We start from the raw sequence: 22,764 nt of genomic DNA on the forward strand, positions 1-22,764 counted from the left end.
GTGCTCGGGTCCTGGGAAGCAGTGTCCATTCAACCGTCCGGGGCCGGGCCGGCGTCTAGGCGGCGGGTTCGGGCTCGGGTGCGTCGGGGGTTCCGGTGACGGTCGCACCGGTCACACGCTGGCGGAACACCCAGTAGCTCCACCCCTGGTAGGCCAGGACCAGCGGCAGGAAGAACACCGCCACCCACGTCATCACGGTCAGCGTGTAGTCGGCCGAGGACGCGTTGGCCACGGTCAGGCTGAACGCCGGGTCGGTGGTGGAGGGGAGCACGTTCGGGAACAGGGACCCGAAGAGGGTCGTGACGGCGGTGAGGACGGTGACCGCGGTCAGGGCGAACGACAGCCGCTCGTGGCGCAGCAGGACCGCCACGACTCCGCCCACGAGGGCGACCGCGGCGACGGCGGCCAGCGGCAGGGTCCACGGCTGGCCGTGGGCGAACTGGGTCCAGGCGAGGAACCCGGCGGCGGAGGGGACCGCGGCGCCCGCGGTCCACACGGCGGCCGTGCGGGCGCGGGCCCGGACCGGGCCGTCGGTCTTGAGGGTCAGGAACACGGCGCCGTGCAGGGTGAAGAGCGACAGGGTCGTCAGTCCGCCCAGCAGAGCGTAGGGGTTGAGCAGGTCGAGCAGCCCCGCGGTGACGATCTGGTCGGCGTCCATCGCCACACCCCGGACGATGTTGGCGAAGGCCACGCCCCACAGGAACGCCGGGACGGCGCTGCCGAAGAAGATCGCGCGGTCCCACCAGGCGCGCCAGGCGGAGTCGTCGCGCTTGCCGCGGTACTCGAAGGCCACACCGCGCAGGATGAGCGCGATGAGGATGAGGAACAGCGGCACGTAGAACCCGCTGAACAGGGAGGCGTACCAGGCGGGGAAGGCGGCGAACATGGCGCCGCCCGCCGTGAGCAGCCACACCTCGTTGGCGTCCCACACCGGCCCGATGGCGTTGATGGTGACGCGTCGGTCGACGGAGTCGCGCCTGCCCATGAACGGCAGGAGCGTGCCCACCCCGAAGTCGAAGCCCTCCAGGATGAAGTACCCGATCCACAGGACCGAGATGGCGATGAACCAGATGACGGCGAGATCCATGGTCCGTGGCTCCTAGTAGCTGAAGTGCGGGATGGCGGCCTCGTCCTCGTCGTTCTCCAGGTCGGGAACGAGGTGGGAGGGCCCGGCCTTGATGTACTTCGCCAAGAGGCCGACCTCGACGACGAAGAGCAGGCCGTACACGGCGGTGAACACGCCCAGGCTCATGGCGACCGTTCCGAGGCTCACCCCGGGCGAGACGCTCTCGGCGGTCAGCAGCTGGCCGTGCACCGTCCAGGGCTGGCGGCCCATCTCGGTGAGCACCCAGCCGAAGATGTTCGCGGCCAGGGCGGCGGGCAGCGCCGCCATCCCGGCGAAGTAGAACCAGCGGTGCCCGGGCATGCGCTCCTTGCCCCGGGTGAGGTACAGCCCGAGCGCGGCGATCCCCACGCCGAACAGCCCCAGCCCGATCATCAGGCGGAACGACCAGTACACGACGAAGACGTTGGGGGTGTAGTCCCCGGGCCCGTAGTACTCCTCGTAGGCATCCTGGAGGTCGTTCATCCCGTGCACCTCGCCCTGGAAGTGCCCTGTGGCGAGGAAGCTGAGGACGTTGGGGACGGTGACGTCGATGGGGTTGTAGCGCGCCTCGGTGTCGCCCACGGCGAAGGTGGAGAAGTCCGCGCCCTCCTCGGTGTCCCAGAGGGCCTCGGCCGCGGCGAGCTTCATGGGCTCGTACTCGGCGGCGAGCTTGGCCTGGTGGTCACCGGAGAACACGACCAGGGCACCGGCCATGAGGGTGAAGACCAGACCGACCTTGAGCGTGCCGCGGAACAGTGCGAAGTCGCGCGGGGGCGGCGCGGTGCCGACCGTGCCCGTGTCGCCGTGGTGGGTGTTGCGCCACAGCTTGTAGGCGCTGACCGCGACGACGAACAGCCCGGCGGTGACGAAGGCGGCCGAGACCGTGTGCAGGTAGGTCGACCAGGCCTGGTCGTTGCTCAGGACCGCCCAGATGTCGGTGAGCTCGGCGCGGCCGGTCTCCGGATTGACCTCGTAGCCGACCGGACGGCGCATCCAGGCGTTGGCGGCGAGGATGAAGTACGCCGACAGGTTGGTGCCGATCGCGACCAGCCAGATGCACGCCAGGTGCGCGCCGCGCGGCAGGCGGTGCCAGCCGAAGATCCACAGGCCGATGAACGTCGACTCCAGGAAGAAGGCCAGCAGCGCCTCCATGGCCAGCGGCGCCCCGAACACGTCGCCGACGAAGCGCGAGTACTCGCTCCAGTTCATGCCGAACTGGAACTCCTGCACGATGCCCGTGACCACGCCCATGGCGAAGTTGATGAGGAAGAGCTTGCCGAAGAACTGCGTCGCCTGGAGGTACTCGTGCTTCTTGGTGCGGAACCAGAGGGTCTGGAGGACCGCCACGATGAAGGAGAGCCCGATGGTCAGGGGCACGAAGAGGAAGTGGTAGATCGTGGTGACCCCGAACTGCCACCTCGCGAGATCAAGGGCTTCCATGGCCACCTCTCAGAACCGACCGTCAGTAGTACTACGAACTGTAGTGCTACGGCGCGTCGTCAGGTCGCCCGGCCCCTGTGGAATAGGTCGCTCCGAGGTGTTCACGTGAGCTGAGGGGGGCATGGGGGCGGGCAGGGGTGCGGCCGTGCGGCCGTGCGGCCGCCGAGGGGGCTGTGGGGGCTGTGGGGGCTCTGGACTGCGAGAACCCTGCGGTTTCGCGGCCGGCCGATGGCTCGGCGGGGGATCGTGTGCGGTCCGCCACAGACGGGTCGGTGCCGGCCCGCGGAACCTCAGTCCTCGTCGGAGGTGTCCTCCACGGTCACGCCGCGGTCCTCCAGCATGTCCTCCATCATGTCGATCTCGGTCAGCTGGGCGTCGGCCATCCCCTGGGCGAGGTCGGTGACCATCTGCTCCCCTCCGAGCTCGACCTCGGCCTCGGCCATGTCGATCCCGCCCTCGTGGTGGGCGATCATCAGTTCCAGGAAGAGGATCTCGGCCTCCACGCCCTCGGCCTCCTCCAGCTCCTCCATCTCCTCGGTGGTCGCCAGGCCCGGCATGGCGTCGGGGATGTTGTCCGTGCCGCCGTGGTCGTGCTCGCTGTCGGCCATCCAGGTCATCGGCCGTTCGCTGCCGCGCGAGTTGAGCCCCCACATCGTCAGCCAGCCCTGCATGATCCCGATCTGGGCCTGCTGGGTGCGGGTGATGTCGGTCGCGACGATGAACAGATCCGGGTCCTCGGTCTTCTCCATGATGAGCATGGACATGTCCACCGCCTGGGCGTGGTGCGAACTCATGTCCCGCAGGAACCCCGCGTCCGCACTCGTGTCCAGCGGAGCGGACGGGCGCCCCGCGAGAAAGCCGGCCGCCACGGCCAGCACGACCAGTACCGCGGTGATCCAGAGCGGGACCGTTCGCCGGGCGGGCCTCGGCGGTGTGGCCTCCTGGAACCCGTCGGTGGGCGTGTCCTCGTTCCGGTCGTGGTCGTCCGAGTCGGAACCTTCGTGAAGAGTCATGGGAACCATCCTGGTCAAAATGCACAAGTCAGGTGCCAAAGTAGAGGATAGGAACGCCCCACTCGTCACAAACCATCCCAGGAGACCCAGTGGCTAAGAAGAAGACGGCGGAGGAGCGTCGCCGCCGCGCAGCGGAGATGAGGGCCCAGCGCCTCAAGGAGGAGCGACGCAAGAAGGTCCTCACCGTCACCGGAATCAGTGTCGCCGCGGCCCTGGTCCTGGGTCTGCTCGCCTTCGCGATCGTCATGGAGATTCGCAGCCGGAACATCTCCGGGGTGGAGGAGTACACGGTCGGCTCCTACGTCCACGTGGACACCGGCCAGAGCGTGGACTACGAGCAGTCGCCGCCCGTGGGAGGGGACCATTGGCCCTCCTGGCAGAACTGCGGCGTCTACCAGGAGCCCGTCACGACCGAGTTCGCGGTGCACTCCCTGGAACACGGCGCGGTGTGGATCACCTACGAGCCGGGCCTGGCCCAGGGCGAGGTCGATGCCCTCACCTCGATGTACAGCCCCGGCGACTACCTGCTGATCAGCCCCTTCGAGGGTGAGATGGACGCCCCGATCGTCGCCAGCAGCTGGGGCCGCCAGGTCACCGCCGAGACCACCGACGACCAGAACCTCACGCGCTTCACCCAGCGCTACGAGCGCGGCACCGACGTCCCCGAGCCCGGCGCCTCCTGCTCCGGCGCGGTGGCCGAGACCGCCGCGGAGGTCGAGGAGGTCCTGGCCGGCGGCGAGCAGGTCGAGGGCGGGGAGATGACCGACGAGAGCGCCGAGGACTCCGAGGGCTCCGAGAACGCCGAGGACACCGAGGGATCCGAGGGCTCCGAGGACTCGGAGGGGTCTGAGGACACCGGCACCGACGAAGAGTAGCCGCGACGGGAACGGGGCCGCCGGCGTGCGCCGGCGGCCCCGTCCGTGTCACGGGCGACCGAGGGAAGGAGCCCGTGGAAGAGTCAGAGCACCCCGTCGGGGAGCGGGGGGATGTGTTCGTCGATCAGCGCGCTGACCGTCGTGAGCGCGGCGGCGGGAGCGCCGTGGGACGGGGGGACCGACAGCTCGACGTAGGCCGTGTGGCCGACCGCGGTGAAGAGCGTGGGCTCCTCCTGCGGCTGCGGCAGCCAGGCCACACCGTCGACCTCCTCGAGGAGGGAGTCCGGGGCCAGGGTCGACGGGCGCGGTACACCGCAGCGCAGTCCGATCGGCGGGTCGCCCCACGCCGCCATCACCTCGGACTCGGGCGTGATGTTGGCCCGGTCGGCGCCCAGCAGGGTGTCGGGGAGTTCCGCCACGAGCGCGGCGCAGATCTCGTCCGTCGTGCCGTTGGATTCCGGCGGTTCCATCTGCACGGTCTGCGTACAACCCGTAGCGACGAGAACGACGGCCGCCGCCGCCCCGCAACACCGTTTCAGCACAGTCAGCTACCCCGCTCCGTCTACCGGTCAAATATTGACGATGGGACAAGTAAGGGTACGGGCGATACCGTCCAGGCGCTGAATCCGGGCCACCACCAATGTGCCGAGCGAGTCCACGTCCTCGGCCCGGGCCTGGACGATGACGTCGTACGGGCCGGTCACGTCGTGCGCCTCCTGCACACCCTCGATCCCGCGGATCCGGCCGGCCACCTCGGCGGCCTGGCCCACCTCGGTCTGGATCAGGATGTATGCCTGCACCATGAGTACTCCCTTGTGTCTGTGCCGGGTGAGCGGGGCCGAGCGCGGACCCCGCTGAACCCACGGCGCGGCCGATGTCGAGCGGATGACAAACGTGGGTCTAGACCACTGCGCCGGAGCGTCACCGTACCCTGATCACTGTGTTGAGCACCATTGGGGGTCTTGGTGAGTTCGCTCTGATCGCACGCGTGACGAGCCAATTCCCCGCTACGGACGATGTAATCCTCGGACCCGGCGACGACGCCGCCGTCGTCGCCGCGCCCGACGGCCGGACGGTCGCGACCACGGACGTGCTGGTCGAGGGCCGCCACTTCCGCAGGGAGTGGTCGAGCGCGCGCGATGTCGGGCACCGCGCGGTGGCCCAGAACTTCGCCGACGTCGCGGCGATGGGAGCCCGCCCGACCGGGCTCCTCATCGGCTTCGCCGCGCCCCCCGACCTGCCGCTGGACTGGGCGGACGGCTTCTCGCTCGGCGTGCGCGACGAGTGCGCGGTGGCGGGCGGCGCCGTCGTGGGCGGGGACATGGTGGGATCCGACACCCTCACCATCGCCATCACCGCCCTGGGCGACCTCGAGGGACGCGCTCCGGTGTGCCGCGACGGCGCGCGGCCGGGCGACGTGGTGGCCTACACCGGCCACCTGGGGCTCTCGGCGGCCGGGCTCGCCCTGTTGCGGGGCGGGATCGACGGCCCCGCCGCCTGCCTGGACGAGCACCGCAGGCCGAGCCCTCCCTACGCCGAGGGCGTGGCCGCCGCGCGGCTGGGCGCGACCGCCATGCTCGACGTGAGCGACGGCCTGGCCCAGGACCTGGGACACCTCTGCCGCGCCAGCGGGGTGCTCATCGACCTGGACCCGGGGGCCCTGGTACCCGAACCCGCGCTTCTGGAAGGCGTGCGCGCGCTGGGAGCCGGCCCTGGCCAGGCCGAGCAGGCCGCCCGGGACCTCATGGTCGCCGGAGGCGAGGACCACGCACTGGTCGCCGCGTTCGATCCCGGTACCGTTCTGCCCGACCACTGGCACCGCATCGGAAAAGTCCACTCGGCTGACCAGGAAAAAGTGAAAAGCATCGTGAATCCGGTCACGATAGGCGGGTGTGCTCCTCCGCGTGCCGGGTGGGACCATTTCCGTCAGGGATGATGCTCCCTTGGATTTGTCCTGATTAGCTATCGCGCTAGGCTTTGCCAACGCGGCCACGCGCCGCCTTCCAGGCGGGGGCACGGGGTTACGTCGAGAGGCGGTTTATGGGGCGGCATGGCACTCGTCGCGGTGCGCACCGCAACGAGCCGGAGGACGCCGGTGCGCTGCGGCGTATCGGCGGCCTCATCGAGAGCACCGTGCCCAAGCGGGTCGAGCCGCCGCGGCTGCTCAACGTCCTGGTCATCTCCGGTGTGATCCTCGGCCTGCTGCTCTTCGGTTACAGCACCACCCAGATCTACCTGCAGTTCGGCGGGAGCCCGGGCGCGACCAACGCCCCGGACCCCGGCGCGATCTCCCCGAGCCAGGACGCCACGGCGGACTCCGACCGCGACGAGGCGGTGTCCAACGGGGACGGGGAGGGGAAGGGGCCCCAGATCCAGTCGGGGTCCTCGCCCATCACGGTCGGCTATGAGATCACGCGCACCACGAACTCGGGCTTCAGCGGCCTGGTGACCGTCACCAACACCTCCCAGGCCCCGCTCACCGCCTGGGAACTCGCCCTCGCCTTCGAGACCGCCGAGGTCACCGACGTGCGCGACGCCGACTGGGAGCCCATCGAGGACGGCATACTCGCACGCCAGCCCGGAGGCCAGGACGGCCTGGAGCCGGGGGAGTCGGCGACCATGGGCTTCGACGCCATCGGCCCCGTGGAGCACCCCGTCCGCTGTTCCCTCAACGGGCACGTCTGCGGTCCCTGACCTGTGGCTCCGGCGCCCGCACCGCGTCCCCGCCCGTGCCGGGGCACCCTCCGCGCACGACGAAGGCCCCCCGACCTGGGTCGGAGGGCCTTCGACGAGATCCAGAAAGACTGGAACCCTAGCGGGTGACCTTGCCAGCCTTGATGCACGAGGTGCAGGCGTTCACGCGCTTGGGCGTGCCGCCCACACGGGTGCGAACGGTCTGGATGTTGGGGTTCCAGCGGCGGCGGGTGCGACGGTGCGAGTGGGAAACACTGTTACCGAACCCTGGTCCCTTGCCGCAGACGTCGCAGACGGAAGCCACGGTAACTCCATTCAAGCGCTCGGGATCGCGCACGTCGCCGCACGCGAAGGTTCATCCGGCCGGAATCGGCCGGGTGGGCAGGTCGGCGCGGACGCCAACCGTGGAAGAGTACACGAAGGACGCGGTCGAACGCGGATCAGACCGCAGACCGGTGCCCCTACGCGCAACGGTGGGATCGTGGTGCGGCCTAGGGCCTCAGCACCCACCGGAGCATCGTCATCCGCCATGCGGGCACGGCGAAAAGGCGATGAACTTCCACGAGTATACCGTTCCTTGGGACTGCGTCGAGGCGTCCCCGTGGCGCACCGGCGGGCGACGGTCGCCGGGCTCGTGCCCCGGACCCCGGCGGGCGGTCGCACCGAAGGTCTAACGTGACGGTGAACAGCGACCAGACTGTCCGGGACGGGAACACAGTGAGCACCTGGGACGAACCGCTGCGCGTGGCCCTCGGCGGCTCCGCGCGGGCCTTCAAGGACAAACTCGACCTGCACACGCTCGGCGACCTGCTGCGCTACTACCCGCGGCGCTACGACCGCAGGGGCGATCTGACCGACCTCGCCGAACTGCGCGAGGGCGAGGACGTCACCGTGCAGGCCCGGGTCCTGGACGCCAAGCGGCGGACCGTGCCCGCTCGCCAGGGCCGCCGTCGGATGGACATGATGGAGGCCACGGTCACCGACGGCACCGGCCGCCTGCACCTGACCTTCTTCAACCGGGGCGCCTACCACCAGAACGCCCTGGTGTCCGGGCGGCTGGCCATGTTCTCCGGCCGGGTCTCCACCTTCAAGGGACGGCGCCAGCTCGACCACCCCGAGTACCAGCTCATCGACGAGGACGGCCTGGAGGGCGAGCGCGCCCGGGCCTTTGCCGAGGAGCTCATCCCGATCTACCCGGCGGTCAAGGGACTGGACTCGGCCAAGATCGCCCTCGGCGTCGAGATGGCCCTCGCCCGCGCCGCCGACCTGCCCGACCCCCTGCCCCCCGAGATCCGCCGGAACCACCGCCTCGTCGGTGTCCAGGAGGCCCTGGACAAGATCCACCGGCCGTCCGAGTGGGCCGACGTCGGCACCGCCCGACGGCGGCTGAAGTGGGACGAGGCCTTCGTCCTGCAGCTGGCCCTGGCCCAGCGCCGCCACCTCGCCGAGGAGCTGCCCGCGAAGCCGCGACCGGGCCGCCGCGGGGGCGTGCTCGACGCCTTCGACGCCCGGCTGCCGTTCACGCTCACCGACGGCCAGCGCGACGTCGGTGAGCGCCTGGCCGCGCGCCTGGACGCGTCGCACCCCATGCACTGCCTGCTCCAGGGCGACGTGGGTGCGGGCAAGACCCTGGTGGCGCTGCGCGCGATGCTCAGGGTCGTCGACTCCGGCGGACAGGCGGTCCTGCTCGCACCCACCGAGGTCCTCGCCCAGCAGCACCACCGGTCGATCAGTGCCATGCTCGGCCCACTGGCCCGCGCCGGCCAGATCGACGGGGCCGAGGAGGCCACCAGGGTGGCGCTGCTCACCGGCTCCATGAACGCCGCCGCCCGCAGGGAGAACCTGCTCGACGCGGCCTCGGGCGCCGCCGGGATCGTCGTGGGCACCCACGCGCTCCTGCAGGAGCACGTGAGCTTCGCCGACCTGGGACTGGTCGTCGTGGACGAACAGCACCGGTTCGGCGTGGAGCAGCGCGACGCCCTGCGCGAGAAGGCGGCCGACGGGCGCCCGCACGTGCTCGTGATGACCGCCACGCCCATCCCGCGCACGGTCGCCATGACCGTCTACGGCGACCTCGACGTGGTGACCCTCACACAACTGCCGTCCGGTCGCGCGCCCGTCTCCACCCACGTGGTGCCCGCCCGGGACAAGCCGCACTACCTCGCGCGCGCCTGGGAGCGCGTCGTGGAGGAGGCCGGCCGGGGGCACCAGGCCTTCGTGGTGTGCCCGCGGATCGGTGACGGCGCCGAGGAGGAGGCCGGCACCGGAGCGGCGGAGGAGGAGCCGGGGGCGCGCCCGCCGCTGGCGGTCCTGGACGTGGCCGCCCGGCTCGCCGGGGGGCCGCTCGCCGATCTCCGGGTCGAGGCCCTGCACGGCCGGATGACCCCCGACGACAAGGACGCGGTCATGCGCCGCTTCTCGGCGGGCGAGACCGACGTCATCGTGTCCACCACCGTCATCGAGGTCGGCGTCGATGTGCCCAACGCCACGGTGATGGCCATCATGGACGCCGAACGGTTCGGGGTGTCCCAGCTGCACCAGCTGCGCGGCCGGGTCGGCCGGGGGCGGCTGCCGGGGCTGTGCCTGCTGGTCACCGACGCCGAGGAGGGCAGCCCGTCCCGGGAGCGCCTGGCGGCCGTGGCCGCCACGACCGACGGTTTCGAGCTCTCCCGGGTGGACCTGGAGCTGCGCCGCGAGGGCGACGTCCTGGGCGACGCCCAGTCGGGAGCCCGGTCGAGTCTGCGGATGCTCACCCTGCTCAAGGACGAGGAGCTCATCGGAGAGGCGCGCGAGGAGGCCACGGTGTACGTGGCCAAGGACCCCGACCTCACGGGACACCCGCCGCTCGCCGAGGCCCTGGCGGCCCTGCTCCCGGAGGACAGGGCGGAGTATCTGGACAAGGCGTAGGGTTCGGGCGCCTGGAGGACGGGGCCTGCGCGCCTTCCGGTGCACTCCCTCGTTCCTCGGGAGCGCACCTCCAGGCCCCTCCGGGACCCGTCGGCGCCCTCGCCGTGTCTTCCTGGGGCCTGCGACGGCGCGGGCACGAGCGGAGGCCCGAAGAAAATAGGGTGGGGGCCATGGCCCGCATCATCGCCGGGGCGGCCGGCGGGCGGCGCATCTCCGCTCCCGACGGCCGCACGACCCGGCCCACCAGTGACCGCGCCCGCGAGGCGCTGTTCGCGTCCGTCCAGTCCGACCTCGGCGACCTCGACGGCATCCGCGTCATGGACCTGTACGCGGGGTCCGGTGCGATCGGGCTGGAAGCCCTCTCGCGCGGAGCGGCGCACGCCCTGCTGGTGGAGGCCGACCGCCGGGCGTCCCAGGTGATCCGGTCGAACATCGCCGCCCTGCGGCTCCCGGGTGCCCGGCTGGTGGCGGACCGCGTGGAGCGCGTGGTCGGCGGCGGGAACCCGGGCGAGCCCTACGACCTGGTGGTGGCGGACCCGCCCTACGCCGTCTCCGACGAGGAGGTCGCCGCCGTCCTGGCCGACCTGGTCGAGCGGGACTGGCTGGCCGAGGACGCGGTCGTCGTCGTGGAGCGCTCCAAGCGCGGAGCGGAGCCCGCCTGGCCGAAGGGCCTGGAGCTCGACCGCAGCCGGGGCTACGGGGAGGCGGTCCTCTGGTACGCCCGGACCGCCCTCGACGGATAGCGCGCGGCGCGCCTCCCCGGTGTGCGGACACGGTGGGGTAGAAATCGGTCACATGGGTTGTTCTGGCACGTCAGAGGCGCGGTCGGTGCGCGGGACGTGCACGTACGGTCGGAACGTGTGCGATGGGGGTCACTAAGTGGGTGTTGCCCGTTTCGTCCTCGGAGCGAGCCCCTACGATCGCCATACCCGTGAGTAGTGTGTGAGAGGGGCGATCCAACGTGCGCCGTGTCGTCTGCCCGGGGTCGTTCGACCCCGTGACCTACGGTCATATCGACATCATCGGCAGAGCCGCCAAACAGTACGACGAGGTGGTCGCCGCCGTACTCAACAACGTCAACAAACGGGGGCTCTTCGACGTCCCCGAGAAGCTCGAGATGCTCGCCGAGGGCACCTCGGATTTCGGCAACGTCCGCGTGAGCGAGTTCGACGGGCTCCTCGTCGACTTCTGCCGTGACAACGGCATCGAGACCATCGTGCGCAGCCTCCGCTCGGTCAGCGACTTCGACTACGAGCTCCAGATCGCCCAGATGAACTACCGCCTGTCCGGCGTGGAGACGGTGTTCATGACGGCCAACCCCCAGTACTCGTTCCTGTCCTCCAGCCTGGTCCGCGAGATCGCGCAGCACGGGGGGGACGTCTCCAGCCTGGTCACCCCCTACGTCCAGGAACGGCTGCGTGAGAAGTACGAGGAACGCCGCAGATCCGCGCAGTAGGTACGCCCGCGCCCGCGGCCGTTCCGGGCCTGATTTGGGTGGTCGGGGGCATGGTAGGTAGGATTGCGGTTCGACCATGCGCGTCGTCGGTCTTCGGCGTGCGCGCGGCCTGGTCACGCCCCACTCGTCCGCAGCGACGCGTCCCGCGTGCCCGGCATCCCAGTACCTCGTGAAAGCGCGATTACCCTGTCTCGTCTAGATTCTCGTGACCCGTTCGTGGTCGACACCCGCCAGCTGGGCCGCCAGCCGGGGTCGATGCGGACCGTCAATCGCATCGTGGCCGTCCCCGAGGCGTTCGCGACGGCGATGGCCTCCGTTCCCACGGGCAGCGAGATCGAGCTCGACCTGCGGCTGGAAGCGGTGATGGAGGGCGTCCTCGTCACCGGGACCGTCCGCGGCCAGCACACGGCGGAGTGCTCGCGCTGCCTCGACCCCCTGTCGGAGGACCTGGAGGTCGGCTTCCAGGAGATGTACCGCTATCCCGGGGGCGACGACGAGGCCGTCGCGGGGGACCAGGACTCGGCGGACGAGGATGAGGACTACTATCTAGAGGGCGATCTGCTCGACCTCGGGCCCGTGGTCCGGGACGCGGTCGTGCTCGCGCTCCCACTCTCCCCGCTGTGCGGTCCCGACTGCCCGGGGCTGTGCGCGGAGTGCGGGGCCAAGCTCGCCGAGGCCGGTCCCGACCACCAGCACGGCGACCGCGTCGACCCGCGTTGGGAGGCGCTCCGCGGCATCGCGGAGGATCCCGGCGAACGATGAGCTCGTGAACCGGTCACGGACGGCGCCCCAGGGCGCCCCCGCCGACCGGGGCACACCCTCCCCGCCACCGCGCGGGGTGACCAGACAAGAAGCCTCCCGCGACCGCGGGGGTGACCCAGGAGGTTTGAAGTGGCCGTCCCGAAGCGGAAGATGTCGCGGAGCAACACCCGGACCCGCCGTTCCCAGTGGAAGGCGTCGCGCCCGGTGCTGGTCAACTGCCCGCGCTGCCGTGACCCGAAGCAGCCCCACATCGCGTGCCCGACCTGCGGCACCTACAACAACCGCCAGGTCGTCAACCCGGCGTAGGGCGTGCGTTCCCACGCGTGCCCACGTGCTCTCCTCGGGGCGGACCCTCTTCGGGTCCGCCCCGAGGTGTTGTCGGGCCCCGGGGCGCGGGCGCCGGGCTTTGTAGAGTGAAGCGTTGCCCGTGTGTTGGGCAATACAGTGGGCACTACAGAACCAGAACCGTGGTGGCGCCGGTGGTCCGGACCTCCCGGGTTCCCGAGTTCGTGGTGGCTGCCGGGGGAGTTGCGCTCCCGCGACGGTCACCTCGTATTCGAGCACCCTGGCCGGGGCCCGCCCACCCGCACCCGACGCCAGCACGAGCGCCGACCCCCGGCGCGCACGAACAGGGAAGTGAAGTCGCGTGGCCAGCCAACTCTCCGTCCTCCGAGGCCAGGGCCTTCCACAAGGCGATCGGGGTCGAGGTCGACTCCAAGATCCTGCTCCGGGCCCTGACGCACCGCTCCTACGCCTACGAGAAGGGCGGTCTGCCCACCAACGAGCGCCTGGAGTTCCTGGGGGACTCGGTGCTCGGACTGGTGGTGACCGACACCCTCTTCCGCAAGCACCCCGACCTGCCCGAGGGACAGCTCGCCAAGCTGCGCGCCGCCGTGGTCAACATGCGCGCCCTGGCCGACGTCTCCCGCGGCCTGGGCATCGGCGCCTACATCCGGCTCGGCCGGGGCGAGGAGGGCACCGGGGGCCGGGACAAGTCCTCGATCCTGGCCGACACCCTGGAGGCCATCATCGGCGCGGTCTACCTCGACCGCGGCCTGGACGTGGCCTCGGAGTTCGTGCACCGCCTCTTCGACCCGCTGATCGCCACGGCCTCCGGGCTGGGCGCGGGCCTGGACTGGAAGACCTCCCTGCAGGAGCTCACCGCCGCGCAGATGCTGGGCGTGCCCGAGTACCACGTGGACGAGAGCGGCCCCGACCACCAGAAGACCTTCCGGGCGACGGTCCACGTCGCCGGAGAGAGCTACGGCCTGGGCGAGGGCCGCAGCAAGAAGGAAGCCGAGCAGCAGGCCGCCGAGTCGGCCTGGAAGGCGATCAAGGCCCGCTCCGAAGCCGCCGAGGGCGGCTCCGGCGACGGACGGGGCTGAGCGCCGTGCCCGAACTCCCCGAGGTCGAGGTCGTCCGCGCGGGCCTGGAACAGCACGGTGTGGGCCGGACGGTCGGCGAGGTCGAGGTCCTGCACCCGCGCTCGGTGCGCCGCCACCTGCCGGGTGCCGCGGACTTCGCCGCCCGCCTGGCCGGACGCGTGCCCGTGGCGGCCCGCCGCCGGGGCAAGTACATGTGGCTGGAGCTGGACAGCGGCGAGATGCTCCTGGCCCACCTGGGTATGAGCGGCCAGATCCTGGTCCAACCCGCGGGGAAGCCGGACGAGAAGCACCTGCGGGTGCGGCTGCCGCTGTCCGACGGCCAGGAACTGCGCTTCGTGGACCAGCGCACGTTCGGCCACCTGCTGGTGGACGGGCCCGGCGAGCGGGCGGGCGTGCCGAAGTCGGTGGACCACATCGCTCTGGACCCGTTGGACGCGGAGTTCGACGCGAGGGCGTGCGTAGGCGCCCTGCGTGCGCGGCGCACCGAGGTCAAACGCGCCCTGCTGGACCAGACGCTGGTCAGCGGCGTGGGCAACATCTACGCCGACGAGGCGCTGTGGCGGGCACGGCTCCACTGGGCGCGGTCCACCCGTGGGCTGTCCGAGGCGGCCGGTGAGGAGCTGCTCGGCCACGTCACCGACGTGATGACCGAGGCGCTGGCGGTCGGCGGCACCACGTTCGACGGCCTCTACGTCAACGTCAACGGTGAGAGCGGCTACTTCGAGCGCGGCCTCAACGCCTATGGCCGGCGCGACCGGCCGTGCGGTCGCTGCGGCACGCCGATCGTGCGCGAGGCGTTCATGAACCGGTCCTCGTTCAGCTGCCCGCGCTGCCAGAGACGGTAGGGCCGGAGGCGTCCGTCGGGGGTGTCGCGCTCTCCCGAGAAGCGGCCGTCGGGCACCTCGGAGGGGGCCCGGACGGCTTTCTCAGGGCCATCTGGCGTGTCGGTGAGGAAAGTGTCTCCGCGAGGTAAGGGAGTGAACGGGCCGTGGGGGACGGAACCGAGACGGTTCGGCTGACCGCGTGGGTGCGCGGGCGCGTCCAGGGCGTGGGTTTTCGCTGGTGGACGCGGTCCAGGGCGCTGGAACTGGGACTGAGCGGCGCCGCCACGAACCTCGACGACGGGCGCGTCGAGGTGGTCGCCGAGGGCAGCCGGAGCGCGTGCGAAGGCCTTCTGGAGCACCTGAGAAGCGGCCGGACACCCGGTCGTGTGGACTCCGTGGTCGAACGTTGGGCTCAGTCTGGGGGTGCGTTCACCGGTTTCGTGGAACGGTGAGTATGCTTGTGGGGTAACGCGGTTCGTCCACACCGCGCGTCGATCGGGGCCGGGAAGGTTCTACGGATCAGCGCGGAGTGGGTCCACACTCGCGTCTCGCGGGACTTCCGGTGTCGCCGGGGGTAGGAACCATCGGACCGTGCCACACCGCCTGCCCTGATTCTTTCGGCATGGGTTGTGGCAGTTACGGACAGTTGTAATTCAATCTTGACCAGCGCCGGACAGAGTGAGACTCTGGAAGGCACACCGCGCATTCTTCCACCCGCGTCACAGGCAACGCCAAGTGAATTTCGCGGGGAGTAGCGTGCGCGAATCAGATCTGGTCACTCAGCGTGGAGGACCCATATCATGGCGAAGGCTCTGTTTGGCCACGTCGGCGGCTCCGACCCTCGTATGGTCCAGGAGATGCGACGGCTCCAGAAGCGGGTACGCGACCTCGAGGACGAGGTCAGCCGTCTCCAGGCCCGCAACGACCAGCTCAGCATGGCCGTTACCGATGTCGCCGTCAGCGCGACCGATCGCGAGCCCGCGCTCGCCTGACCCAGCGTCGATCGTGCCGGATCGTGGTCCGGACACCGTGACGATGTGAAGATCCTTGACGGGGACGCCGAACGCATGACACCTGGCGTCCCTGGCCGGGTCTCATGAGACGACGTCGTTCATTGACTGTCGCGCGGTCGTTGTGGCCGCCGTATCCCGCCGCAGCTTTCCCTTTCGTTTGCGGTTTCTTTTGACGTTGTACCCGGCGGTCGGATGCGCAACCCTCCGTGTCCGCCGGACATCCCCCTTTCCACGCCTCGGACGACGATCGGGGCCGCTTCAGCGCACGTCCGCCGCCTCCGGCGGCTCGTCACCTCGGCCTCCGCCCACCGCCCCCGGCGGACGGCCTCCGGTCGCGGTTCTCGCCTCGTCGGTCCCGGCTTCGTGGCACCCTTGGGTGGTCGCCCTGTGTATCCGAGGTGACCATCGTGGGAGGTGCGGGTGTATCTGAAGAATCTGACGCTGCGGGGCTTCAAGTCGTTCGCGTCGGCCACCACCCTGCGCCTGGAACCCGGGATCACCTGTGTGGTGGGTCCCAACGGCTCCGGCAAGTCCAACGTCGTCGACGCGCTCTCCTGGGTGATGGGGGAGCAGGGCGCCAAGTCCCTGCGGGGCGGCAAGATGGAGGACGTGATCTTCGCGGGCACCTCCACCCGCCAGGCGCTGGGACGCGCCGAGGTCAGCCTGACCATCGACAACACCGACGGCGCCCTGCCGATCGACTACACCGAGGTCACCATCAAGCGGACCATGTTCCGCAACGGTGGCTCGGAGTACGCCATCAACGGCGACACCTGTCGGCTCCTGGACATCCAGGACCTGCTGAGCGACTCCGGCATCGGCCGTGAGATGCACGTCATCGTCGGCCAGGGCCAGCTCGACACCGTGCTGCACGCCGGCCCGGAGGAACGCCGCGCCCTCATCGAGGAGGCCGCCGGCATCCTCAAGCACCGCAAGCGCAAAGAGAAGGCGATCCGCAAGCTCAACGCGATGCAGGGCAACCTGGACCGCGTCACCGACCTCACCTCGGAACTGCGCCGCCAGCTCAAGCCCCTGGGCCGCCAGGCCGAACTGGCCCGGCGGGCCGCCGTCATCCAGGCCGACCTGCGCGACGCCCGCCTGCGGCTGCTGGCCGACGACATCGTCACCCTCACCGACCAGCTCGCCAAGGAGGAGGCCGACGAGAAGGACGTCCTCGCCCGCCGCGCCGCCGCCGAGGCCGCCCTCACCCAGGCCCAGGAGCGCGAGACCGCGCTGGACGCGCAGTCCGCCGAGGCCGCCCCCGAGCTGACCCGCGCGACGGAGACCTACCACGCGCTCTCGCGGCTGACCGAGCGCCTGGACGCCGTACGCGGTCTGGCGAACGAGCGCCACCGCAACCTCGCCTCCGTCGCCGACGAACCCGTCCACCGGCGCGATCCCGAGGAACTGGAGATGGAGGCCGAGGAGGCCGCCGCCCAGGAGGAGGAGCTGCTCGCCCGGCTGGAGGAGGCCCGCGAGGCCCTGGAGACCACCGTCACCGAGCGCGCCGCCGCCGAGGACGCACTCCACCGCGAGGAGAAGCGGTTGGAGGCGGCCGGACGCGCCTCCGCCGAGCGCCGGGAGAACCTGGTCCGGCTCAGCGCGCGGGTGGAGAGCCTGCGCGGCCGGATGGCCTCCGGCGAGGCGGAGACCGCCCGGTTGGAGGAGGCCGCGCGGCAGGCGGCCGAACGCGCCGCCGAGGCCCAGACCGAGTACGAGATGGCCGCCGAGGAGTCCGCCGGACTGGACGAGGGCGACGCCGAACTCGACTCCGACCACGAGCGGGCCGCCCGTCGGCTCTCCGCCCTGGACGCCGAGCTCAACCAGCTCCGCGACGCCGAGCGCACCGCCGAGGGCGAACGCTCCGCCCTGGCCGCCCGCAAGGAGGCCCTGGAACTGGGCCTGGCGCACAAGGACGGCGCCGGCACCCTCCTGGACGCCGGCCTGCCCGGTACCCTCGGCGGACTCGCCGCGCTGGTCCAGGTCGACCCCGGCCACGAGACGGCGGTGGCCGCGGCCTTCGGTGTGGCCGCCGGTGCCGTCGCCGTCGAGGCGCCCGGGACCGCGTTGGCCGCGCTGGAACTCCTGCGCGAGCAGGACGCCGGCCGCGCGGGCGTGGTCGTGGCGGGAGCCGAGCCCGGCCGGCCCCGCGACTCCTGGCCGGAGCTGCCCGAGGGGGCGCGCTACGCGGTCGACGCCGTGTCCGCGCCCGACCACCTGCGGGGCGCCGTCGCCGCCCTGCTGGAGCGGACCGCGCTCGTCGCCGACGCGCCGGCCGCCCGCGACCTCGTCGCGGACCGGCCCGAGCTGCGGGCCGTCACCGCCGAGGGTGATGTGTTCGGCGCCGCCCTCGTCTACGGCGGGTCGGCCGCCGCTCCCAGCCTGCTGGAGGTCCAGGCGGCCGTCGACGAGGCCGCCGAGCGGCTGGAGCGGGCCACCGAGGCCGCCAAGCGGATCGCCACCGAACTGGAGGCGCTCAAGCACGAGCGGGCCGAGATGGCCGCGACCGTCGAGGAGATCACCGCCCGACGCCGCCAGAGCGACCGCAAGCGCAACGAGTCCGCTCAGCGGCTGGGCAAGCTGGGTGGACAGGCCAGGTCCGCCGAGGCCGAGTCCGAGCGCTACGCGGCAGCGGCGGCCAAGGCCGCCACCGCCAAGGGCGAGGACGCCGACAAGCTGGCCCGGCTGGAGGAGGAGCTCGCCGAGGCCGAGGAGATGGCCGCCTCGATCGAGGAGGACGCGCCCGACCCCGAGACCCGTGACGAGCTCGCCGCGCAGGCCTCCCGCGCCCGGGCCACGGAGATGGAGCGCCGCCTGGCCGTGCGCACCGCCGAGGAGCGCGCGCGGTCCATCGCGGGCCGGGCCGAGGCGCTGCGGGCCCAGGCCTTCGAGGAGCGCCGCGCCATGGAGCGGGCCGTCGAGCGGCGCCGGACGCGCGCCGCGCAGGCCACCATCGCCGAGGCCGTCGCGGAGAGCGCCCGGCTGGCCCTGGAGCGCATCGCCGCGTCGCTGGCCGCGGCCGAGAGCGAGCGGGCCGCCGCCGAGGCGCGCAAGGAGGCCCGCGACGCCGAACTGCGGACCGTGCGCGCCCGGGTGCGCGAGATGTCGGTGGAGCTGGAGAAGCTGACCAGCTCCGCGCACAGCGGCGAGGTGGCGCGGGCCGAGCGGCGTCTGCGCCTGGAGCAGCTGGAGACCAAGGCCATGGAGGAGCTGGGCGTGGACGTGCCCACCCTGGTGGCCGAGTACGGGCCCCGTGTGCCGGTCCCGCCGCCGGTCGACGCCGGCGAGGACGCCGTCCCGGTGCCCTACGTGCGCGACGTGCAGGCCAAGCGGGCCAGGACGGCCGAGCGCCAGCTCAACCAGCTGGGCAAGATCAACCCGCTGGCCCTGGAGGAGTTCGCGGCGCTGGAGGAACGGCACGCCTTCCTCAACGCGCAGCTGGAGGACCTGAAGAAGACCCGCCGCGACCTCATGGACATCGTCCAGGAGGTCGACGCCCGCGTGCAGGAGGTCTTCTCCGCCGCCTACCTGGACGTGGAGCGCGAGTTCGCGGCGATCTTCGGGCGGCTCTTCCCCGGCGGGGAGGGGCGGCTGCTGCTCACCGACCCCGACGCCATGCTGACCACGGGGATCGAGGTGGAGGCCCGTCCGCCCGGCAAGAAGGTCAAGCGCCTGTCGCTGCTCTCCGGCGGGGAGCGCTCGCTGACCGCGGTGGCCTTCCTCGCGGCGATCTTCAAGGCCCGCCCCTCGCCGTTCTACGTCATGGACGAGGTCGAGGCCGCGCTGGACGACACCAACCTCCAGCGCCTGCTGGTGATCTTCGAGGAGCTGCGCGCCTCCTCCCAGCTGATCGTCATCACGCACCAGAAGCGCACGATGGAGGCGGCCGACGCGCTCTACGGCGTCACCATGCAGGGCGACGGCATCTCCCAGGTGATCAGCCAGAAGATCGAGCGTACGGTCTGACCGCGCGGGTCCGGCCGCCCCGGACCCGGGGCACGGCCGCGGCGGGCGCCGAACGGCGGAGGGCCGCCTCCCGAGTCCGGGAGGCGGCCCCGTGTTCGTCGGGTGTCAGCCGCGGGCGATGGTGATGACCGGAGAGGTCCAGGTCTCCCAGTCGTCGGGGTCCTCCGGGTCGCCGAGCGCCTTGAGCGCGCGGGCCTCCAGGCGGTAGTCCCCGTCGCGGAGGTCCTTCACCCGGCCGTGGGAGTCGGTCACGGTGCCGTCCCAGACGTAGGAGAAGAACGACGTCGACGTCGCGCTGCGGTTGACGTGGGAGACGTCCACCGCGATGTTGCGGCGCGGGTGCACCGGACGGCCGGTGCGCTCGTCCACGACCATCATCTCCAGGCGCGTGACGTGGTGGTCGAAGTGGGCGATGACGTAGGGGACGTCGGGCAGGCCGTCGACCCAGTCCATCGAGTACGTGGCGCCGTCCGGCTGGTTGGCGAACGTGCCGCCGTTGGCGGCCGCGCACTCCAGCCCATCGAACACCTCGCACCCGGTGATCTTCGTCAGCCACGGCAGCTCGTGGACGGTGCCGTCGCCGTCGGTGATCGGGGTCATCGCCTCGATCTCCTGGTAGTCGCCGTTGTAGGCGGCGTAGGGGACCCGGAAGGTCTCGCCGGCGTCACTCGTGACGGACACGTAGCCGCCGTAGAGCATCTGCTCGTACGCGCGCGCCGGCGGAGTGACGGTGACCTCGACGTCGGCGGAGCCGCCCGCGGGGACGGTCACCGAGTCGGTGTCGAAGGACACCTCGGCGGAGTCCGCGTTGAACCCGGGGGCGAAGGTGCTGCCGTGCGTGCCCAGGGCGGCCTCGTGGCCCAGTGCGTAGACGGCCTCCTCGTCGCCGTCGTTGGTGATGGTGACGGTCTCGCTCATCGTGCCCTCGGTGGCGCCGAGCGACAGCTTGCCCGGGGTGACCGTCGTGGCGGCCAGCACCGAGCCCGGGATGTCGAGCATGCCCGCGCCCTGGCGGTGGGCGTTGTCGAGCAGCCCGAGGTCGGGGTTGCCCCACCAGTTCTTGGGGTCGGCGCTGTTCTGCAGCACGGTGCGCACGTCGTGCGCCTCCAGGTCGGGGCGGCCCTGCAGGAGCAGCGCGACGCCGCCGGCCACGTGTGGCGAGGACATCGACGTGCCGCTGATCGTGGCGTAGCCGCCCTGGTCCATCGGGTAGGTGGAGTTGATCAGGCCGCCGGGGGCGCCGATGTCCGGCTTCAGCTCCAGGTCGGGGGACATGCCGTAGGAGCTGAACGAGCTGATCAGGCCGCCGGTCGGATTGGGCGTGGAGACGGACTCGTCGGACCAGTCGAGGGTGACGGTCTCACCGGCCTCGAGGAGTCCGAGCAGGTGAGCCCCGGACTCGTCGGAGATACCGATGGAGAACGGGCCGCGGTCGGTGATGCCGCCGCCGGCGAACATCCCGGGCACGTTGTTGTACATGACCACGCCGGTGGCGCCGGCGTCGACGGCCGTGTCGTACTTCTCCGCGAACGTGCACGCGCCGCGGACCATGAGCGCGGTCGCGCCCGCCGGGTCGCCCTCCAGGGTGTCTCCCTCGGACAGGCATCCCCGGCCGACGTACACGAGTTCGTCGGTCGTGCCGGACGCGGGCGGCGCAGCGGCGTCGCCCATCTCCATGTAGGCCAGCGACTCACCGCTCGGGGCGGCGACCACCGACGCCGCCTGGACGTGGGTGTTGTCGTAGGAGGCCACACCGATCACGTTGGCGCCCAGGCCGGGGGCCCCGGCCGAGTAGAGCCCGGTGTCGCCCTCGTTGCCGATGGAGGCGACCACGACCATGCCCTCGTCGACGAGGTTGTCCGAGGCGGTCGCCGTCGGGTACTGCGGCCAGGAGTGCGCCGATCCGATGCTCATGTTGAGCACGTCCATGTCGTCGGCGAGCGCGGTCTCCATGGCGGCGATCATGATGTCGGCGGTGGTGGAGCCCGAACAGCCGAAGACCTTGTAGGCGCCGAACTCCACGTCCGGGGCCACGCCCGTGACCTGGCCCTCGGCTCCGACGATCCCGGCCACGTGGGTGCCGTGCCCGTGGCAGTCCTGGGGGTCGCCGTCGGGGGCGGGGGTGCTGGTGGCCGGGTGGCTCGCGTCGAAGTCGTCACCGACGAAGTCGTGTCCGGTGACCACACGGCCGGTGGGGAAGGAGCCGGGGCCGCCGAGGTCGGGGTGCGTGTAGTCGATCCCGGTGTCCATGACGGCCACACGCAGGCCCTCACCGGTGAGCCCGAGCTCGTTCTGTCCGATGTCGGCGCCCGTCATCCCCAGCGCGGTGTCCAGGTCGGGGGCGGAGCCGTCGGCCTCGGGGATCTCGTAGCGCATGACGGGGTAGATCGCGTTGACGCCGGGGATCTCCCGGGCGTTGCCGACCTGGGAGTCGTCCATCTCGACCGAGAGGCCGTTCCACAGTTCCCCGAAGGCGAGCCGTTCGGTGTACTCCAGTCCCTGCTCGTCGGCGTCGGCGCGGAAGTCCTCCTGTTCGTCCTCGACCTGGGAGGGGGAGGTGCCCTCCGACGCCGGGGGGCTTTCCAGTTCGATGAACCACATGTTCTCGGCCTGGTGTGTCAGTTCGCCGGTTTCGGCCGAGGGGGCCGGGTGGAGGGGCGCCAGCTCCGCGTCGTCGTCGGCGCCGGCCGGTGCGGCCGCGGTCAGGCCCGCCAGAAGCGTCAGCCCGGCGAGGGAGGCCAGGCGTGAGCGGTGGGATACCACCTTGTGAACACATCCCTTCTCGGTACGCGCCGCGGACACCGGGGGAGCGGGCAGCCCACCGGTGGCGAGGGTGGCCGCCGGGGGATGCGACGCAGGACGTCCGAATTCGGTTGTTCGACGCGCACGGCAACGAGATCATTGCTGTGTGCGATATCCGTGTCAATGTTGATAAAGACTCAATCTGGATACGTGGCGGAATAATGTGGCCAGAGAGGTGAATGTCTCTCACTAGGGCCATAAGCGGACAAACGCCAAGTCGGAATCATTCTCCGGGGCAAAGGAAACGCCGCGCCGCGGTGCGCGAAAGGGGCGCCCGGGCCCCCGCTGCCGCCATTCGATTCGAATAACCGCAGGTGGCGGGGGTCGCGAGAACACGACGAGGGCCCGACGGGCGCCGAGTACAGTGGGACGGTCGGGGCGCTCCCCCGACCGGTGCCGAAACGAGCGAAGTCCGGTCCGGCGGCCACGTCCGCCCAACCCGGCGCTGTCCCGCAACTGTGGAGCCCCGCGCCGCGCGGGGACGAGCCAGGTCGCCTCGGCGGCACCGACGTCCCCGTCCTC

Annotated in this window: 19 protein-coding genes and 1 pseudogene; 13 read left to right on the forward strand and 7 right to left on the reverse strand. The window is 71.2% G+C overall.

Annotated features, from left to right (window positions below; all coding sequences use genetic code 11):
• Nucleotides 1-55: 55 nt before the first annotated feature.
• The 3 genes from cydB to M1P99_RS16945 all read right to left on the reverse strand — a co-directional run bounded on the left by cydB (nt 56) and on the right by M1P99_RS16945 (nt 3,558).
• Nucleotides 56-1,087, reverse strand: a complete 1,032-nt coding sequence (cydB, locus tag M1P99_RS16935; protein ID WP_304453580.1) for a cytochrome d ubiquinol oxidase subunit II — start codon at nt 1,085-1,087, stop codon at nt 56-58.
• Between the two features lie 12 nt (nt 1,088-1,099).
• Nucleotides 1,100-2,545, reverse strand: coding sequence for a cytochrome ubiquinol oxidase subunit I (locus M1P99_RS16940; RefSeq protein WP_304453581.1), 1,446 nt, complete (start codon nt 2,543-2,545; stop codon nt 1,100-1,102).
• Nucleotides 2,546-2,835: 290 nt separating this feature from the next.
• The gene (locus tag M1P99_RS16945) at nt 2,836-3,558 is read right to left on the reverse strand and encodes a DUF305 domain-containing protein (RefSeq protein ID WP_304453582.1); all 723 of its coding nucleotides are present in this window, start codon (nt 3,556-3,558) and stop codon (nt 2,836-2,838) included.
• Nucleotides 3,559-3,647: 89 nt separating this feature from the next.
• Between M1P99_RS16945 and M1P99_RS16950 the strand changes: the two genes are divergently transcribed.
• Nucleotides 3,648-4,433, forward strand: a complete 786-nt coding sequence (locus tag M1P99_RS16950) for a DUF3105 domain-containing protein (protein ID WP_304453583.1) — start codon at nt 3,648-3,650, stop codon at nt 4,431-4,433.
• Nucleotides 4,434-4,516: 83 nt separating this feature from the next.
• Here M1P99_RS16950 and M1P99_RS16955 read toward each other — a convergent pair whose 3' ends face one another.
• The gene (locus tag M1P99_RS16955) at nt 4,517-4,975 is read right to left on the reverse strand and encodes a DUF3515 domain-containing protein (protein WP_304453584.1); all 459 of its coding nucleotides are present in this window, start codon (nt 4,973-4,975) and stop codon (nt 4,517-4,519) included.
• 27 nt (nt 4,976-5,002) lie between these two features.
• The gene (locus tag M1P99_RS16960) at nt 5,003-5,236 is read right to left on the reverse strand and encodes an Lrp/AsnC family transcriptional regulator (RefSeq protein ID WP_304453585.1); all 234 of its coding nucleotides are present in this window, start codon (nt 5,234-5,236) and stop codon (nt 5,003-5,005) included.
• A gap of 137 nt (nt 5,237-5,373) precedes the next feature.
• Here M1P99_RS16960 and M1P99_RS16965 point away from each other — a divergent pair, with 137 nt between their 5' ends.
• Both M1P99_RS16965 and M1P99_RS16970 read left to right on the forward strand, forming a co-directional pair.
• Nucleotides 5,374-6,369, forward strand: coding sequence for a thiamine-phosphate kinase (locus M1P99_RS16965; protein WP_304453586.1), 996 nt, complete (start codon nt 5,374-5,376; stop codon nt 6,367-6,369).
• A 104-nt stretch (nt 6,370-6,473) separates the two neighbouring features.
• Nucleotides 6,474-7,127, forward strand: a complete 654-nt coding sequence (locus M1P99_RS16970; protein ID WP_304453587.1) for a cellulose binding domain-containing protein — start codon at nt 6,474-6,476, stop codon at nt 7,125-7,127.
• Between the two features lie 118 nt (nt 7,128-7,245).
• Here the strand turns inward: M1P99_RS16970 and rpmB are convergent, their stop codons facing one another.
• Nucleotides 7,246-7,431 (reverse strand): 50S ribosomal protein L28, encoded by a 186-nt coding sequence (rpmB, locus tag M1P99_RS16975; RefSeq protein ID WP_013151263.1) that lies wholly within the window; start codon nt 7,429-7,431, stop codon nt 7,246-7,248.
• A 413-nt stretch (nt 7,432-7,844) separates the two neighbouring features.
• On the opposite strand from rpmB, the gene recG reads away from it, so the two are divergent.
• The 10 genes and pseudogenes from recG (at nt 7,845) to smc (ending at nt 19,440) form a co-directional block, all read left to right on the forward strand.
• Entirely contained in the window at nt 7,845-10,034 is a 2,190-nt protein-coding gene (recG, locus tag M1P99_RS16980) for an ATP-dependent DNA helicase RecG (protein WP_304453588.1), read from the forward strand.
• 170 nt (nt 10,035-10,204) lie between these two features.
• Nucleotides 10,205-10,777, forward strand: coding sequence for a 16S rRNA (guanine(966)-N(2))-methyltransferase RsmD (gene rsmD, locus M1P99_RS16985; RefSeq protein ID WP_304453589.1), 573 nt, complete (start codon nt 10,205-10,207; stop codon nt 10,775-10,777).
• A 218-nt stretch (nt 10,778-10,995) separates the two neighbouring features.
• Nucleotides 10,996-11,490, forward strand: coding sequence for a pantetheine-phosphate adenylyltransferase (coaD, locus tag M1P99_RS16990; protein WP_304453590.1), 495 nt, complete (start codon nt 10,996-10,998; stop codon nt 11,488-11,490).
• Nucleotides 11,491-11,706: 216 nt separating this feature from the next.
• A complete protein-coding gene (locus tag M1P99_RS16995; RefSeq protein WP_304453591.1) occupies nt 11,707-12,252 on the forward strand; it encodes a DUF177 domain-containing protein in 546 nt (181 codons plus the stop codon).
• A 129-nt stretch (nt 12,253-12,381) separates the two neighbouring features.
• Entirely contained in the window at nt 12,382-12,558 is a 177-nt protein-coding gene (rpmF, locus tag M1P99_RS17000) for a 50S ribosomal protein L32 (protein ID WP_053616047.1), read from the forward strand.
• Nucleotides 12,559-12,898: 340 nt separating this feature from the next.
• A pseudogene (gene rnc / locus M1P99_RS17005) lies at nt 12,899-13,637 on the forward strand (ribonuclease III).
• Between the two features lie 5 nt (nt 13,638-13,642).
• Nucleotides 13,643-14,482 carry a bifunctional DNA-formamidopyrimidine glycosylase/DNA-(apurinic or apyrimidinic site) lyase gene (mutM, locus tag M1P99_RS17010; protein WP_304453593.1) on the forward strand — a complete coding sequence of 280 codons (840 nt, stop codon included), beginning with the start codon at nt 13,643-13,645 and terminating at the stop codon, nt 14,480-14,482.
• Between the two features lie 143 nt (nt 14,483-14,625).
• Complete coding sequence (locus M1P99_RS17015) at nt 14,626-14,913, forward strand: acylphosphatase (RefSeq protein ID WP_304453594.1); 288 nt, start codon at nt 14,626-14,628, stop codon at nt 14,911-14,913.
• Between the two features lie 348 nt (nt 14,914-15,261).
• Entirely contained in the window at nt 15,262-15,453 is a 192-nt protein-coding gene (locus tag M1P99_RS17020) for a hypothetical protein (RefSeq protein ID WP_304453595.1), read from the forward strand.
• Nucleotides 15,454-15,894: 441 nt separating this feature from the next.
• The gene (gene smc, locus M1P99_RS17025; protein WP_304453596.1) at nt 15,895-19,440 is read left to right on the forward strand and encodes a chromosome segregation protein SMC; all 3,546 of its coding nucleotides are present in this window, start codon (nt 15,895-15,897) and stop codon (nt 19,438-19,440) included.
• Nucleotides 19,441-19,545: 105 nt separating this feature from the next.
• Here smc and M1P99_RS17030 read toward each other — a convergent pair whose 3' ends face one another.
• Nucleotides 19,546-22,203 (reverse strand): S8 family serine peptidase, encoded by a 2,658-nt coding sequence (locus M1P99_RS17030; RefSeq protein ID WP_304453597.1) that lies wholly within the window; start codon nt 22,201-22,203, stop codon nt 19,546-19,548.
• Between the last annotated feature and the right edge of the window lie 561 nt (nt 22,204-22,764).

Origin of the sequence: Nocardiopsis sp. YSL2 (assembly GCF_030555055.1) — a bacterium.
Classification (GTDB): domain Bacteria; phylum Actinomycetota; class Actinomycetes; order Streptosporangiales; family Streptosporangiaceae; genus Nocardiopsis.